Genomic DNA, 14965 nt, shown 5'->3' on the forward strand with positions numbered 1-14965 from the left:
CGCCTGGACGGCGCGCGCGCGCCGCCGGCCGGCCGCCGGTCCGCGCGCCGTCGCGCTCGACGCCGGCGGACACTGGGCGGTCGACGCCGGCGGCGGCTGGCAGCGCGTGGAGCCCCAACGGATCTGGCTGTCGCCCTGGGGCTGGCTGACCCTCGAAGGGCCGGCGCGGCCGCTGTCCGCCGCGCCCGGCGCGCCGTGGCGCCGCATCCGCTTCACGCTGTGGTCCGACGCCATGGCGCCAGACCACTGGCGCCGGCTGCGCATCGGCGCCCGCTGGGCGATGCGGCGGCAGGCCCCGCTGGCGATGCCGGCCGGCACGGCCGACCCGCGCCTGGAGCCGCCGGCATGACGACCGAACGCGAGGTCGATGCCGAACTCGTCCTGCGCGTGCAGCGCGGCGACAAGAAGGCGTTCGAGCTGTTGATGCTGAAGTACCAGCGCAAGATCGTGCGCCTGCTGTCGCGTTTCGTGCGCGATCCGAGCGAGGTCGAAGACGTCGCCCAGGAAGCCTTCATCAAGGCCTATCGTGCGCTGCCGCAATTCCGTGGCGAAAGCGCCTTCTATACCTGGCTGTACCGGATAGCCATCAATACGGCCAAGAACCACCTGGTGGCGTCCGGCCGGCGCCCCAGCTCGCCGTCCGAATACGAAAATGAAGACGGTGAAACTTTCGATGAAACCGACAACCTAAGCGATATCAACACGCCTGAATCGATGATGGCGAGCCGCGAAATCGCGGAAACCGTCAACCAGGCCATCGAAGCTTTGCCTGAAGAGCTTCGCACGGCTATCGTTCTGCGTGAAATCGAAGGCATGAGCTATGAAGACATCGCCCAGTCCATGGGATGTCCGATCGGCACGGTCCGCTCCCGCATCTTCCGCGCGCGCGAGGCGATCGCCACCCGGCTCAGGCCTTTGCTGGGTACGCAGGATGACAAACGGTGGTGAACCTCTGCGGTGAACCGCACTCGATCGAATTCCAGGCATGACGTCCAGGCAACAGGCATACCGGCCGGCAACGGCCGCGGAGGTGAAGGAAATGCAGGTCACATCGCGCAGCGGCACGGCGAGTTCGTTTACCGACGGTGCGGCGGGGATCCCGGAGCCGGAATGGCTGTCCGGCTTCATGGACGGCGAAGCGGAGGATCCCGACGGCGAACTGCCTGCCTTCCTGGATACCGCCGAGGGGCGTGCCCGTTGGGATACCTATCATCTCATCGGAGACGTTCTTCGCACCCCTGAACTGGCGCAGCCGATGTCCGCCGCCTTCCAGCAGCGCCTGGCGCAGGCGCTGGCGCAGGAGCCGGCCATCATCGCCGCGCCGCGCCGGTCGAAGTCGCGCCGCTTCATGGCGCGCTACGGCTTCCCGGGCCTGGCGGCGGCCGCTGCCGTGGCCTCGGTCACCTGGGTGGCGCAGCCGTTCTTCGGCACGCCGTCCGACGCGCCCCGGCTGGCCGTGCAGGCGGCCGCCCCGCCCGCGGGCACGGTGGCCGGCATCACCCCGGTGGCCGCCACCCAGCCCGCCGTTTCGAACCGGATCGATCCGGGCTTCGAAATGTCGCTGGCCGAATACCTCGAGGCCCACCGCCAGATTTCCGGCCGCAGCGCGATCCGCGAGATTTCGAACACGTCTTACGAAAGCCAGGAAGGACAGCGTTGAAATACCGCGCAGTGCTCGAGCCGGCCCGCACGGCGCACTTCGCCGTCGCGGCCCGCCACATCCTGTTCGCATTGGCCTGTGCGCTCGCCGCCCAGGCCCAGGCCCAGACGGCGGCCCACGACACCCCCCCGGATCCGGCCGCCAGCGTGGCGCTGCTGCAGCGCATCCAGACGGCCGCCCAGCGGCTCGACTACACCGGCGTGTTCACCTACCAGCAGGGGCCGGCGCTGCAATCGTCGCGGGTCACCCACATGGCCGACGCCAAGGGCGAATACGAGCGGCTCGAGGTGCTCGACGGCCAGCCGCTCGAATTCCTGCGCAACAACGACGAAATCCAGTGCCTCATTCCGTCGCGGCGCGCGATCCTGGTGGAACAGCGCACCGCGCGCGACCGCTTTCCCGGCCTGATGCTGGGCAGCGCCCAGCAACTGCTGGGGCAGTACGACGTCAGCGTCGAGCCGGAGCCCGAGCGGGTGGCCGACCGCGACTGCCAGGTCATCAGCCTCGATCCCAAAGACGATAGCCGCTACGGCTACCGGCTGTGCGCCGATACCGACTCCGGGCTGCTGCTGCGCGCCCAGACGCTGGCGCCGCAGGAAGAAGTCATCGAACAGGTGGCCTTCACGTCGGTGCAGATCGGCGGCATCGATCGCAAGCAGCTCAAGCCACGCTGGTCCACCGCCGGCTGGAAGGTGGTGCGCACCAACCTCATTCCCACCGACCTGGCCGCCGCCGGGTGGAGCGTGGGCGAGCCGGCCGGTTTCACCCGGATCACCCAGGTGCAGCGCTCGATGGGCGGCAAGCCCAACGTCAAGCAGGTCATGCTGTCCGACGGCCTGGCGGCCATTTCGGTCTTCATCGAACCGTTCAGCCCCAGCCACCCGCAACAGGTCGGCCCGGGGCCGCGCGGGGCCATCCACGTGGTGGGCCGCCGCCTGGGCGACTACTGGATCACCGTGCTGGGCGAAGTGCCGCTGGCCACCATCCAGCAGGTTGCCGATTCCATCCAATACAACAAGCCCGGCGCCAGCCAACCCTGAGCGACCTTGCGGGCCTGGGAGCACGCACCCCTTGTCCTTTTCCCGGAGTTCCACCATGCCACGCCTGTCCCAGCCGTCGCTCGCAGCGACTGCGCGCAACTGTTTCCTGGCGCTGTTCGCAGCGCTGGCCCTGCAGGCCGGATCGCTGCCCGGCGCGCAGGCCCAGACCCCCGGCGCCCAGGCGCAGACCCGTGTCCTGCCCGATTTCACCGACATCGTCGAGAAGGCCGATCCCGCCGTGGTCAACATCCGCACCACGGCCAAGGCGCCGTCGCGCGGGCCGGCCGCCGGCGGCCAGGATCCCTACGAATTGTTCCGCTGGTTCTTCGGGCCCGATTTCGTGCCGCCGGGACAGGGCCGCGGCCGGCCCGCGCCGAATACGCCCAAATCGCCCAATGCGCCCGATTCCGGCGACGATGAACAGGAAGTGCCGCGCGGCGTGGGCTCCGGCTTCTTCATTTCGGCCGACGGCTACATCCTGACCAACCACCACGTGGTCAAGGGCGCCGACGACATCTACGTCACGCTGACCGACCGCCGCGAATTCAAGGCCAAGGTGATCGGCTCCGACGAGCGCACCGACGTCGCGCTGATCAAGATCGAGGCCAGCAACATGGTTCCGCTCAAGATCGGCGACCCGAACCAGCTGCGCAAGGGCGAATGGGTACTGGCGATCGGGTCGCCGTTCGGGCTGGAATCCACGGTAACTGCCGGCGTGGTGAGCGCCAAGGGCCGCGACACCGGCGACTACCTTCCGTTCATCCAGAGCGACGTCGCCGTCAACCCCGGCAATTCGGGCGGTCCGCTGCTCAATATGCGCGGCGAGGTGGTCGGCATCAATTCGCAGATCATATCCCGCAGCGGCGGCTTCATGGGCATCTCGCTGTCGATCCCGATCGACGACGCGATGCGCGTGGTCGAACAGCTGCGCACCAGCGGCCGCGTGATCCGGGGACGCATCGGCGTGCAGATCGGCGAAGTCACCAAGGAAGTGGCCGACGCCATCGGCCTGGGCCGCACCACCGGTGCCTCGGTCGGCATGGTCGAAGCGGGCAGCCCGGCGGAGAAGGCCGGCATCGAGGCCGGCGACGTGATCCTGAAGTTCGGCGACAAGACCATCGATCGCGCTTCCGACCTGCCGCGCGCGGTGGGCGACACCAAGCCCGGCACCAAGACCACGATCCAGGTCTGGCGCCGCGGCGCCACGCGTAACCTCGACATCACCGTGGCCGAACTGCAGTCCGACAGCGCCGCCACCGGCAAGCCGGGCGACGAAGGCAGCCAGACACAGAAAACCAACGCCCTGGGCGTGACGGTGACCGACCTGCCGGCCGACCAGCGCCGCGAACTGCGCGTGCGCGGCGGGGTGGTGGTGGAAACGGCCGAAGGCCCCGCCGCCCGGGCCGGCATCCGCAAGGGCGACATTCTGCTGGCGCTGAACAATTCCGAGATCACCAGCGCGACGCAGTTCAACGCCCTGGTCGCCAAGCTCGACCGTTCCCGCCCCTGCGTGGTGTTGGTCCGGCGCGACGATCTGACCCAATGGGTGCCGCTGCGGCCGGTGAAGTAAGGCCCCCCCTACGCGCTTCGCGCGCCCCCCAGGGGGCGATGCGGGCGGACCGGCGGAGCCGGATCCGCCGCATCCTGGATGGGCTGCAGCCTGGATGCGGCACATCTGCAGCCTGGATGGGCCCCGGGGGCGTACACCGGGTAAAATACGGTTACGGCATGAAAAAATCGGCTCGGGCGGCGGGTTTCCGCCGCGCCGGGTGCGGAGCGGGGCGCGTGGCGCCCCCTTTTTTCGTCGGCCCCGGCATTCCACCACATCACGGACCGCATGCAGCACATTCGCAATTTTTCCATCATCGCCCACATCGACCACGGCAAGTCGACGCTTGCCGACCGCCTGATCCAGCGCTGCGGCGGGCTGTCCGACCGGGAGATGGAAGCCCAGGTGCTGGATTCGATGGATATCGAGCGCGAGCGCGGCATCACGATCAAGGCGCAGACGGCCGCCTTGCGCTATCCCGCGCGCGACGGCAAGGTCTACCAGCTGAACCTGATCGACACCCCGGGCCACGTCGATTTCTCGTACGAGGTCAGCCGCTCGCTGTCGGCCTGCGAAGGCGCGCTGCTGGTGGTCGACGCCTCCCAGGGCGTTGAAGCGCAGACGGTCGCCAATTGCTACACCGCGATCGAGCTCGGCGTGGAAGTGGTGCCGGTGCTCAACAAGATGGACCTGCCGCAGGCCGATCCCGACAACGCCAAGCAGGAAATCGAGGAAGTCATCGGCATCCCGGCCGACGACGCGATCCCGGCCAGCGCCAAGACGGGCATGGGCATCGACGACATCCTCGAAGCCGTGATCGCGCGCATCCCGCCGCCCGAGGGCGACCCCGCCGGCCCGCTGCAGGCGCTGATCATCGACTCCTGGTTCGACAACTACGTGGGCGTGGTGATGCTGGTGCGCGTGGTCAACGGCGCGCTCAAGCCGAAGGACAAGGTGCTGTTGATGGCCACCGGCGCCAGCCACCTGTGCGAGCAGGTGGGCGTGTTCACGCCCAAGTCCGAAAGCCGCACCCAGCTGTCGGCCGGCGAGGTGGGCTTCGTGATCGCCGGCATCAAGGAATTGAAGCACGCCAAGGTGGGCGACACCCTCACCAGCGCGGCGCGGCCGGCGCCCGAGGCGCTGCCCGGCTTCAAGGAAATCAAGCCGCAGGTGTTCGCCGGCCTCTATCCGGTGGAATCCAGCGAATACGACCAGCTGCGCGATTCGCTCGAAAAGCTCAAGCTCAACGATGCGGCGCTGATGTACGAACCGGAAGTGTCGCAGGCGCTCGGCTTCGGCTTCCGCTGCGGCTTCCTGGGCCTCCTGCACATGGAGATCGTGCAGGAGCGGCTGGAGCGCGAATTCGACATGGACCTGATCACCACCGCGCCGTCGGTGGTGTACGAGGTCGAATTGCGCGACGGCTCGGTGGTCATGGTCGACAGTCCGTCCAAGATGCCCGAGGTGGGCCGGATCGCCGACATCCGCGAGCCGATCGTCACCGTCACGCTGTTCATGCCGCAGGAATACGTGGGGCCGGTCATCACGCTGTGCACCGCCAAGCGCGGCGTGCAGATCAATATGGCCTATCACGGCCGCCAGGTGCACCTCACCTATGAAATACCGCTGGCCGAGATCGTGCTCGATTTCTTCGACCGGCTGAAATCGGTATCGCGCGGCTATGCGTCGATGGATTACGAATTCAAGGAGTACCGCAGCGCCGACGTGGTGCGGGTCGACCTGCTGATCAACGGCGACAAGGTCGACGCGCTGTCGCTGATCGTGCACCGCTCGAATGCGCGCGCGCGCGGCCGCGACGTGACCGCGCGCATGCGCGAACTGATTCCGCGCCAGATGTACGACGTCGCGATCCAGGCGGCGATCGGCGCCGAGGTGATCGCGCGCGAGAACGTCAAGGCGCTGCGCAAGAACGTGCTGGCCAAATGCTATGGCGGCGACATCACGCGCAAGAAGAAACTGCTCGAGAAACAGAAGGCGGGGAAGAAACGGATGAAGCAGGTCGGCAGCGTCGAGATTCCCCAGGAAGCGTTCCTGGCGATTCTGCAAGTCGAAGACAAATAACCCTCAACTTCCAACGAAAAGCCGCCGGGAGGCGCAGTCATGAGTTTGAATTTTGCCCTTATCCTGTTCGTCCTGCTGATCGTGACGGGCATCGTGTGGGCGGTCGACCGTTTTTCGCTGCGGGCTGCGCGCCTGCGCCGCGTCGGCCTGGCGGTGGCCGAATTCGATGCCGGCCGCGCGCCCGCGCTGCGCGCCGCCGGCGGCGACGCCGAGGTGGTGCGCCAGCGCCAGGAAGTGGCCGACAAGGCAGGGCGGATGCCGTGGTGGGTGGAGTATTCCGTCAGCTTCTTCCCGGTGATCCTGTTCGTGTTCGTGCTGCGCTCCTTCCTGTTCGAGCCGTTCCGGATTCCGTCGGGCTCGATGATTCCCACGCTGCAGATCGGCGACCTGATCCTGGTCAACAAATTCACCTATGGCATCCGGCTGCCCATCGTCGACAAGAAAATCATCCCGCTGGGCGAGCCCAGGCGCGGCGACGTGGTGGTGTTCCGCTACCCCGTCGATCCGCAGGTCGATTACATCAAGCGCGTGATCGGCGTGCCGGGCGACGAGATTTCCTATCTGAACAAGCGGCTCACCGTCAACGGCCAGCCGGTTCCGCTGGAGTCGAAAGGGGAATATTTCGATCCGGACCGGGTTTCCTACGCCGGCCTGTATCATGAAACATTGAACGGCGTTGGCCACGATATATTGCTGGAAGAACGCAGATCGCCGGAAATCGAGCCGTTTGCGGATTTTCCCAACAAGAATATGTGCAGCTATTCGCGCGAAGGGGTTCGTTGCAAAGTGCCGCCCGGCAACTATTTCATGATGGGCGATAACCGCGACAATAGTGCCGACAGCCGGTATTGGGGCTTCGTGCCGGAAGGAAATATCGTCGGCAAGGCCTTCTTCGTCTGGATGAATTTCGGAGACCTGAAGCGGATTGGCAGCTTTCATTAATATCTACCCATGGGCGCGCGTGCCGCAGCGCGCGCGCCGGGGCCTCAAGGTCGATGCATGAGTTTCAGCGCGCTTGAAACCAACCTGGACTACAGCTTCAAGAACAAGAGCCTGCTCGAACAGGCTCTGACGCATCGCAGCCATAGCAGCAAGCACAACGAGAGGCTCGAATTCCTGGGCGACAGCGTATTGAACTGCGCCGTCGCCGCGCTGCTGTACGACCGCTTCAGCCGCATCGACGAAGGCGATCTGTCACGGCTGCGCGCCAACCTGGTCAAGCAGGCCTCGCTGGCCGAGATCGCGCAGCGCGTGGAGCTGTCGCGTTTCCTGCGGCTAGGCGAGGGCGAGCTGAAAAGCGGCGGTTTCCGCCGGCCGTCGATCCTGGCCGACACGCTGGAGGCCATTTTCGGCGCGATCTTCATCGACGCCGGCTTTCCGGCCGCCAGCGCGGTGATCGCGCGGTTGTACAAGCCGGTGCTGGAAACGGTCGATCCCAAGACGCTGGGCAAAGACGCCAAGACGCTGCTGCAGGAATACCTGCAGGGCCGCAAGATCGCGCTGCCGGTCTATACGGTGGTGGCCACCCATGGCGCCGCGCACAGCCAGGAGTTCGAGGTCGAGTGCGCGATCCCCAAGCTCGACGTGCAGGTGGTGGGCATCGGCGGCAGCCGGCGCGCCGCCGAGCAGGCCGCCGCCAAGCAGGCGCTGGAGGCGGCCCTGGCCGCCAACCCCGGCCCGGCCAGGCGCGCGCCGCGGGCGCGCAAGGCGGCGCAGCTGTCGCTGCCGGTGGCGGTGGCGCAGGCGGTCGAAGGCGCCGAATCCGCCCCGGATGCCGCCGCGCCCGCGGCGGCCAAGATGCAGGCCGCGGCCGTCGCGCCTGAGGCGGCAGCTTCCCCGGCGGCGGCCAGGCCGGCAGCGGCACAGGCCGCTGCGGCGCCGGAACCGGTCGACGGCGCTTCCGGCCCCGCGCCGGCGCGGCCCGACATGCCCGCGGCGGCGCCGCCGGCTTCCGCGCCGGTGCGCAAATGACCATGGCCGAAGCCGTTACGCGCTGCGGCCTGGTGGCCATCGTCGGCCGCCCGAACGTCGGCAAGTCGACGCTGCTCAACGCGCTGGTCGGAGCCAAGATCAGCATCGTCTCGCGCAAGGCGCAGACCACGCGCCACCGGATCCACGGCGTGCTCACGCGCGGCGCCGAGCAGTTCGTGTTCGTCGATACCCCCGGCTTCCAGACCCGCCACGGCGGCGCGATGAACCGCATGATGAACCGCGTCGTCACGCAGGCGCTGGCAGGGGTGGACGTGGTGGTGCACGTGGTGGAGGCGGGCAAGTGGTCGGCCGGCGACGCCAACGTGCTGCCGCTGCTGCCCGAGGGCACGCGCACCGTGCTGGCGGTCAACAAGGTCGACCTGCTGAAGGATCGCAACGCGCTGTTCCCCTATGTGCAGAAGGTCGTCGAACAGCGCGGCTACGACGCCGTGGTGCCGGTCAGCGCCGCGCGCGACCGCCAGCTCGACGTGCTGCTGGACGAGATCGCCAAGGGCCTGCCCGAGGGCGAGGCCATGTTCGAGGCCGATACGCTCACGGACCGGCCGGTGCGCTTCATCGCCGGCGAGCTGATCCGCGAAAAAATCTTCCGTCTGGTGGGCGACGAACTGCCCTACGGCGCCACCGTGGTGGTGGAGCAGTGGGAAGAGCAGCCGCGGCTGGCCCGCATCGCCGCCTGCGTGATCGTCGACCGCGACAGCCACCGGCCCATCCTGCTGGGCGCCGGCGGCGAGCGCATGAAGCGCATCGCCACCGAGGCGCGGCAGGACATCGCCAAGCTGCTCGACAAGCCCGTCCACCTGGAAATCTACGTCAAGGTCCGCAAGGGCTGGGCCGAGCGCGACAGCGCGCTGCGCGACCTGGGCTATGAATAACGGCGGTCCGCCCGCGGGCGAAGCGCCGGCGTTCGCCGCCGGGGCGCCGGTGGGCGCGGCGCCGGCCGCGGGAAGGGCGCCCCGGGGCCAGGCACCGGCCACGCGCCGCGCGGCGCGCCCGCGCGGCAACCGGGTCGACGACGCGGCGGCCTATCTGCTGCACAGCTACCCCTACCGCGAAACCTCGCTGATCCTGGACGTCTTCACCCATTCGCACGGCCGCCAGGCGCTGGTGGCCAAGGGCGCCAAGCGGCCGCATTCCGCGCTGCGCCCGGTGCTGGTGGCGTTCCAGCGGCTGAGCCTGTCGTGGAGCGGCGCCGGCGAGATCAAGACCCTGGTGCGCGCGGAATGGTCCGGGCCGCCCCAGCGCCTGCTGGGCGCGGCGGCGATGTCGGCCTGGTACCTGAACGAACTGCTGCTGCGCCTGCTGGGCCGCGACGACCCGCACGAGGCCCTGTTCGACGCCTACGCCGACGCGCTGGCGCGGCTGGCGGCGCAGCCGCGGCTGTCGGCCTCGCTGCGTGGCTTCGAATGGCGGCTGCTGCAGGAAATCGGCTACGGCTTCGAGGCCGGCGCCACCGACGACGGCGAGCCGGTACAGGCCGGCCTGCGCTACCGGGTGCCGCTGGAGGCCGGCCCGCAGCCGCTGCCGGCCGGCGCTGCCGAGCCGCCCGGCGCCGTCAGCGGCCGCGCGCTGCTGGCGCTGGCGGCCGGCCGTTTCGACGAGCCGGCGGTCGAGCCGGAGCTGCGCCGGCTGCTGCGCGAACGTCTCGATTATCATATGAGCGGGCGTCCGCTCGCCACGCGCCAGGTCCTGCGCGACCTGCAAGACTACCTTCCCTGACTCTTCATCCGTCCATGCCATGATCGAGCTCGGCGTCAACATCGACCACGTGGCCACGCTGCGCCAGCAGCGGCACGTCTCCTACCCCGATCCGGTGCGGGCCGCGCTGCTGGCCGAAGAGGCGGGGGCCGACCTCGTCACGCTGCACCTGCGCGAAGACCGCCGCCACATCCAGGATGCCGACGTCGACGCGCTGCGCGGCCAGCTCCGTACCCGCATGAACCTCGAATGCGCGATCACCGGCGAAATGCTGGCCATCGCCTGCCGCGTCAGGCCGCACGACGTCTGCCTGGTGCCCGAGAAGCGGCAGGAACTCACCACCGAAGGCGGGCTCGACGTGCTCGGCCATTTCGACGCGGTGGCGGCCGCGGTGGCGCGGCTGCACGATGCCGGCGTGCGCGTGTCGCTGTTCATCGATCCCGAAGCTCCGCAGATCGACGCCGCGGTGCGCGCCGGCGCCACGGTGATCGAACTGCACACCGGCGCCTATGCCGAAGCCGCCGCCGGCGCGCGCGACGCCGAGCTGGCGCGCATCCGCGAAGCGGTGGCCGAGGGCCTGCGCCATGGCCTGCGGGTCAACGCCGGCCACGGCCTGCACTACGAAAACGTGCAGCCGGTGGCCGAGCTCGACGGCATCGCCGAACTGAACATCGGCCATGCCATCGTCGCCCAGGCCGTGTTCAGCGGCTGGACGGCCGCCGTGCGCGACATGAAGGCGCTGATGGTGGCCGCGCGCCAGCAGAGCCAGCGCGGCGTGCTGCTGCGGCCCGCGCACTGATGCCCCAGCATCCGGCAGGCGGCGCGATCGCCGGCATCGGCATCGACCTGCTGCGGGTCGACCGCGTGGCGCGCGCGCTGGCCCGGCACGGCGACCGCTTCGCCCGCAAGGTGCTCGGCCCGCAGGAATTCGAACGCTTCCTGGCCCGCCGCGCGCGCGACCCTGGGCGCGGCCTGCGCTTCCTGGCCACGCGCTTCGCCGCCAAGGAGGCGTTCTCCAAGGCGATCGGGCTGGGCATGCGCATGCCCATGAGCTGGCGCCGCATGCAGACGCTGAACGCGCCCGGCGGCCGCCCGGTCGTGGTGCTGGCCGAGCCGCTGCGCAGCTGGTTCGAAGAACGCTTCGGCGCCGCCCATGTCTCGCTGACCGACGAGAGCGACATGGCGGCGGCCTACGTGATCGTGGAGACGAAGAGCAAAGATGCATGACATTTCCGAGCGGGCCGCCAAGGGCCTGCCGCCCGGCCCGGTGATGGTGGACGTCGCCGGCCTCGAACTCACCGCCGCCGAAGCGCGCCGGCTGGCCCATCCGCTGGTGGGCGGGGCGATCCTGTTCGCCCGCAACTTCCGCGACCGCGCGCAGCTGGCCGCGCTCACCGCCGCCATGCGCGCCGCGCGGCCGGGGCCGCTGCTGATCGCGGTCGACCACGAAGGCGGTCGTGTGCAGCGTTTCCGCACCGGCGGCTTCACCGTGCTGCCGGCGATGCGCACGCTGGGCCGGCGCTGGATGGAAGACCCGCTGGCCGCGATGAAACTGGCCAGCGACACCGGCCTGGTACTGGCGGCCGAGCTGCGGGCCTGCGGCGTCGATCTCAGCTTCACGCCGGTGCTCGACCTGGACTATGGCGGCAGCCGCGTCATCGGCGACCGCGCCTTCGACCGCGACCCGCGCGTGGTGACGATGCTGGCGCGCGCGCTGGTCCAGGGCCTGGCGCTGGCCGGCATGGCCGCCTGCGGCAAGCATTTCCCGGGGCATGGCTATCCCGAGGGCGATTCGCACCTCGAGTTCCCGGTCGACCCGCGCGGGCTGGAAGAAATCCTGGCCGAGGACGCCGCGCCCTATGCCTGGCTGGGCGATGCCGTGCTGGGTTCGGTGATGCCGGCCCACGTCGTGTTCCCGGCGGTGGACCGCAAGCCGGCGGGCTTCTCGCGCAAGTGGATCCGCGGCATCCTGCGCCGCCGGCTGCGCTACGGCGGCGTGGTGTTCTCCGACGACCTGACCATGGAAGCCGCCACGGTGGCCGGCGACATCGTCGCCCGCGCGCGGGCCGCGCTCGATGCCGGCTGCGACATGGTGCTGGTGTGCAACCGGCCCGACCAGGCCGACGAGCTGCTGGCCCGGCTCGGCACCGGCGCCCCGGCCGCATCGGTGCGCCGCCTGCGCCGTCTCTTCCCGGCCTTCGGCGCGCCCGACTGGGCCGCGCTGCAAGCCGACGACCGCTACCGCGCCGCCCGCCGCGCCGTGCGCGCCTGCGTGCGGACGCAGGGCTGAGAGGCAAGCCGATGGAAGCGCAGCCGCAAGAGGCTCCGCCGTCCTTCGACCTGAAGGACTTCCTGGCCAGGCTGCCGCACCTGCCCGGCGTATACCGGCACATCGACGCCGACGGCCAGGTGCTGTACGTCGGCAAGGCGCGCGACCTGAAGAAGCGCGTCACCACGTATTTCCAGAAGCAGCCGGACAGCCCGCGCATCGCCCACATGGTGGCGCGGGTGGCGCGGGTCGAGGTCACGGTCACGCGCTCCGAGGCCGAGGCGCTGCTGCTCGAGAACAATCTCATCAAGTCGCTGACGCCGCGCTACAACATCCTGTTCCGCGACGACAAGTCCTACCCCTTCCTGAAGATCAGCGGCCACGAATTCCCGCGCATCGCCTACTACCGCGGCACCACCGACCGCGACAACCAGTACTTCGGCCCGTTCCCCACCGCCTGGGCGGTGCGCGAAAGCATCCAGATCCTGCAGAAGGTGTTCCGCCTGCGCACCTGCGAAGACACGGTATTCGCCAACCGCTCGCGGCCCTGTCTGCTGCACCAGATCCACCGCTGTTCGGGCCCTTGCGTGGGGCTGGTCACGCACGAGGATTACGCGCGCGACGTCGACCGCGCCACCCGTTTCCTGCGCGGCGACACCCAGGCGGTGCTGGGCGAGATCGAACAGCGCATGCAGGCCGCTTCCCAGGCCATGCGCTTCGAAGAGGCCGCCGTGCTGCGCGACCAGCTGTCGGCCCTGTCCAAGGTGCTGCACCAGCAGACGATGGAAGGCACGGGCGGCCGCGATACCGACGTGGTGGCGGTAGCGCTGTCGGGCGGCCGCGCCTGCGTGAACCTGGCGATGGTGCGCGGCGGCCGCCACCTGGGCGACAAGACCTTTTTCCCCACCCACGCCGACGACGAGTCGCCGGGCGACGTACTGGAGGCCTTCGTATCTCAGCACTACGTCGACCGCGCCCCGCCGCCGGTGATCGTGCTGTCGCACGAACTGCCCGATCCCGACCTGGCCGGCATGCTGTCGGCCCAGGCCGGCAGCCGCGTCACCCTGGTGCGCCAGCCGCAGGGCGTGCGGCGCAGCTGGCTGGAACAGGCGCGCAAGAACGCCGAACTGGCCTTGGCGCGCGTGCTGGCCGAAGCCGGCTCGCAACAGGCCCGCACCCGCGCCCTGGCGCAGGTGCTGGCGCTGGAGGCCGACGAAGCCGCGCTGGAAGCGCTGCGCGTCGAATGCTTCGACATCAGCCACACCGCGGGCGAAGCCACCCAGGCCTCGTGCGTGGTCTATCACCACCATGCGATGCAGCCCAAGGAATACCGCCGCTACAACATCGGCGACATCGTCGGCGGCGACGACTACGCGGCCATGCGGCAGGTGCTCACCCGGCGCTACGAGAAGATCGCCGACGGCGACGGCGTGATGCCCGACGTGGTGCTGATCGACGGCGGCAAGGGGCAGGTGGAGGTGGCGCGCCAGGTCTTCGCCGAGCTGGGCCTGGATATCGCGCTGCTGGTGGGCGTGGCCAAGGGCGAGGGCCGCAAGGTCGGCCTCGAGACCCTGGTGTTCGCCGATGGCCGCCCGCCGCTGGCGCTGGGCGCGGAATCGGCCGCGCTGATGCTGGTCGCGCAGATCCGCGACGAGGCGCACCGCTTCGCCATCACCGGCATGCGGGCGCGGCGCGCCAAGACGCGCAGCGTGTCGCGCCTGGAGCAGATCGAAGGGGTGGGCGCCAAGCGGCGGCAACGCCTGCTGGCGCGCTTCGGCGGCCTGCGCGGCGTGGTGTCGGCCAGCGTGGAAGACCTGGCCGGCGTCGAAGGAATCTCCACCGAACTGGCCGAACGCATCTATCGCCAACTTCATTGAGCGCGGCGCCCAATCGCGGCGCGGAGCCTGTTAGCATTCAACCATGCCGCTCAACGTGCCGATCATCCTGACCTGGGTGCGGATCGTGCTGATCCCGCTGCTGGTCGCCCTGTACTACCTGCCCGACCAACTGCTCGGCGCCTATGCGCGCGACGTGCTGGCCACCGGCACGTTCGTGGTCGCGGCGCTGACCGACTGGCTCGACGGCTGGCTGGCCCGCCGCCTGAACCAGACCTCGGCCTTCGGCGCCTTCCTCGATCCGGTGGCCGACAAGCTGATGGTCAGCGCGGCGCTGCTGGTGCTGCTGAACTTCGGCCGGGTCGACGCGCTGATCGCGCTGGTCATCATCGGCCGCGAAATCACGATCTCGGCGCTGCGCGAATGGATGGCGCAGATCGGCGCCCGCACCAGCGTGGCGGTGCACTGGCTGGGCAAGGTCAAGACGGTGGCGCAAATGATCGCGATTCCCTGCCTGCTGTACGGCCATACGGTGTTCGACGTGGTCGACACGCGCTGGTGGGGTTCGCGGCTGATCGAGATCGCGGCCATCCTGACGGTCTGGTCGATGATGTATTACCTGCGGCGGGCCTGGCCGGCCATCAAGAATTCGACTTGACCGCCGGCGCGGCGATCGCCGCGCAGATCCGGGCGGAGCGCAACGGCGAAACAACCCCGCCGGAGCCGGCATATTCCATCTTTGGTCGGTGTGCGTTTACTACACAATGACAAATCCGTAACTCGGACGCGACGTCTGTTACCTGCAGTAAATACTTTCGAATCGATGTATATGAGTCACTAAGC

Annotated in this window: 14 protein-coding genes and 1 pseudogene; all 15 read left to right on the forward strand. The window is 69.1% G+C overall.

Annotated elements, in window-relative coordinates:
* Positions 1-349 (forward strand): annotated as a pseudogene (locus ABD927_RS18065) (hypothetical protein); the annotation flags it as partial.
* A complete protein-coding gene (gene rpoE, locus ABD927_RS18070) occupies positions 346-948 on the forward strand; it encodes an RNA polymerase sigma factor RpoE (RefSeq protein WP_345251245.1) in 603 nt (200 codons plus the stop codon). The pseudogene ABD927_RS18065 and the gene rpoE, both read left to right, overlap by 4 nt.
* 91 nt (positions 949-1039) lie before the next feature.
* On the forward strand, positions 1040-1660 hold the full coding sequence (locus tag ABD927_RS18075; RefSeq protein ID WP_345251246.1) for a sigma-E factor negative regulatory protein: 621 nt from the start codon (positions 1040-1042) through the stop codon (positions 1658-1660).
* Entirely contained in the window at positions 1657-2700 is a 1044-nt protein-coding gene (locus ABD927_RS18080) for a MucB/RseB C-terminal domain-containing protein (RefSeq protein ID WP_345251247.1), read from the forward strand. Before ABD927_RS18075 ends, ABD927_RS18080 begins: the two co-directional genes overlap by 4 nt.
* A gap of 55 nt (positions 2701-2755) precedes the next feature.
* Positions 2756-4270: a DegQ family serine endoprotease gene (locus ABD927_RS18085; RefSeq protein WP_345251248.1), complete on the forward strand. Its 1515-nt coding sequence runs from the start codon at positions 2756-2758 to the stop codon at positions 4268-4270.
* A 267-nt stretch (positions 4271-4537) separates the two neighbouring features.
* Positions 4538-6331: a translation elongation factor 4 gene (lepA, locus tag ABD927_RS18090; RefSeq protein WP_345251249.1), complete on the forward strand. Its 1794-nt coding sequence runs from the start codon at positions 4538-4540 to the stop codon at positions 6329-6331.
* A gap of 39 nt (positions 6332-6370) precedes the next feature.
* A complete protein-coding gene (gene lepB, locus ABD927_RS18095; protein WP_345251250.1) occupies positions 6371-7273 on the forward strand; it encodes a signal peptidase I in 903 nt (300 codons plus the stop codon).
* Positions 7274-7330: 57 nt separating this feature from the next.
* Complete coding sequence (rnc, locus tag ABD927_RS18100; RefSeq protein ID WP_425570295.1) at positions 7331-8302, forward strand: ribonuclease III; 972 nt, start codon at positions 7331-7333, stop codon at positions 8300-8302.
* A 2-nt stretch (positions 8303-8304) separates the two neighbouring features.
* The gene (gene era, locus ABD927_RS18105) at positions 8305-9195 is read left to right on the forward strand and encodes a GTPase Era (protein ID WP_345251251.1); all 891 of its coding nucleotides are present in this window, start codon (positions 8305-8307) and stop codon (positions 9193-9195) included.
* Positions 9188-10039, forward strand: a complete 852-nt coding sequence (gene recO, locus ABD927_RS18110) for a DNA repair protein RecO (RefSeq protein WP_345251252.1) — start codon at positions 9188-9190, stop codon at positions 10037-10039. Before era ends, recO begins: the two co-directional genes overlap by 8 nt.
* A gap of 19 nt (positions 10040-10058) precedes the next feature.
* Positions 10059-10817: a pyridoxine 5'-phosphate synthase gene (locus ABD927_RS18115; RefSeq protein WP_345251253.1), complete on the forward strand. Its 759-nt coding sequence runs from the start codon at positions 10059-10061 to the stop codon at positions 10815-10817.
* A complete protein-coding gene (acpS, locus tag ABD927_RS18120) occupies positions 10817-11245 on the forward strand; it encodes a holo-ACP synthase (RefSeq protein ID WP_345251254.1) in 429 nt (142 codons plus the stop codon). Before ABD927_RS18115 ends, acpS begins: the two co-directional genes overlap by 1 nt.
* On the forward strand, positions 11238-12308 hold the full coding sequence (gene nagZ, locus ABD927_RS18125; protein WP_345251255.1) for a beta-N-acetylhexosaminidase: 1071 nt from the start codon (positions 11238-11240) through the stop codon (positions 12306-12308). The genes acpS and nagZ overlap by 8 nt, the downstream gene beginning before the upstream one ends.
* 11 nt (positions 12309-12319) lie before the next feature.
* Positions 12320-14164, forward strand: a complete 1845-nt coding sequence (gene uvrC, locus ABD927_RS18130; protein ID WP_345251256.1) for an excinuclease ABC subunit UvrC — start codon at positions 12320-12322, stop codon at positions 14162-14164.
* 43 nt (positions 14165-14207) lie between these two features.
* On the forward strand, positions 14208-14780 hold the full coding sequence (gene pgsA, locus ABD927_RS18135) for a CDP-diacylglycerol--glycerol-3-phosphate 3-phosphatidyltransferase (RefSeq protein ID WP_345251257.1): 573 nt from the start codon (positions 14208-14210) through the stop codon (positions 14778-14780).
* Positions 14781-14965 lie beyond the last annotated feature (185 nt).

This window comes from Pigmentiphaga soli (assembly GCF_039541095.1).
GTDB classification, from domain to species: Bacteria; Pseudomonadota; Gammaproteobacteria; order Burkholderiales; family Burkholderiaceae_B; genus Pigmentiphaga; species Pigmentiphaga soli.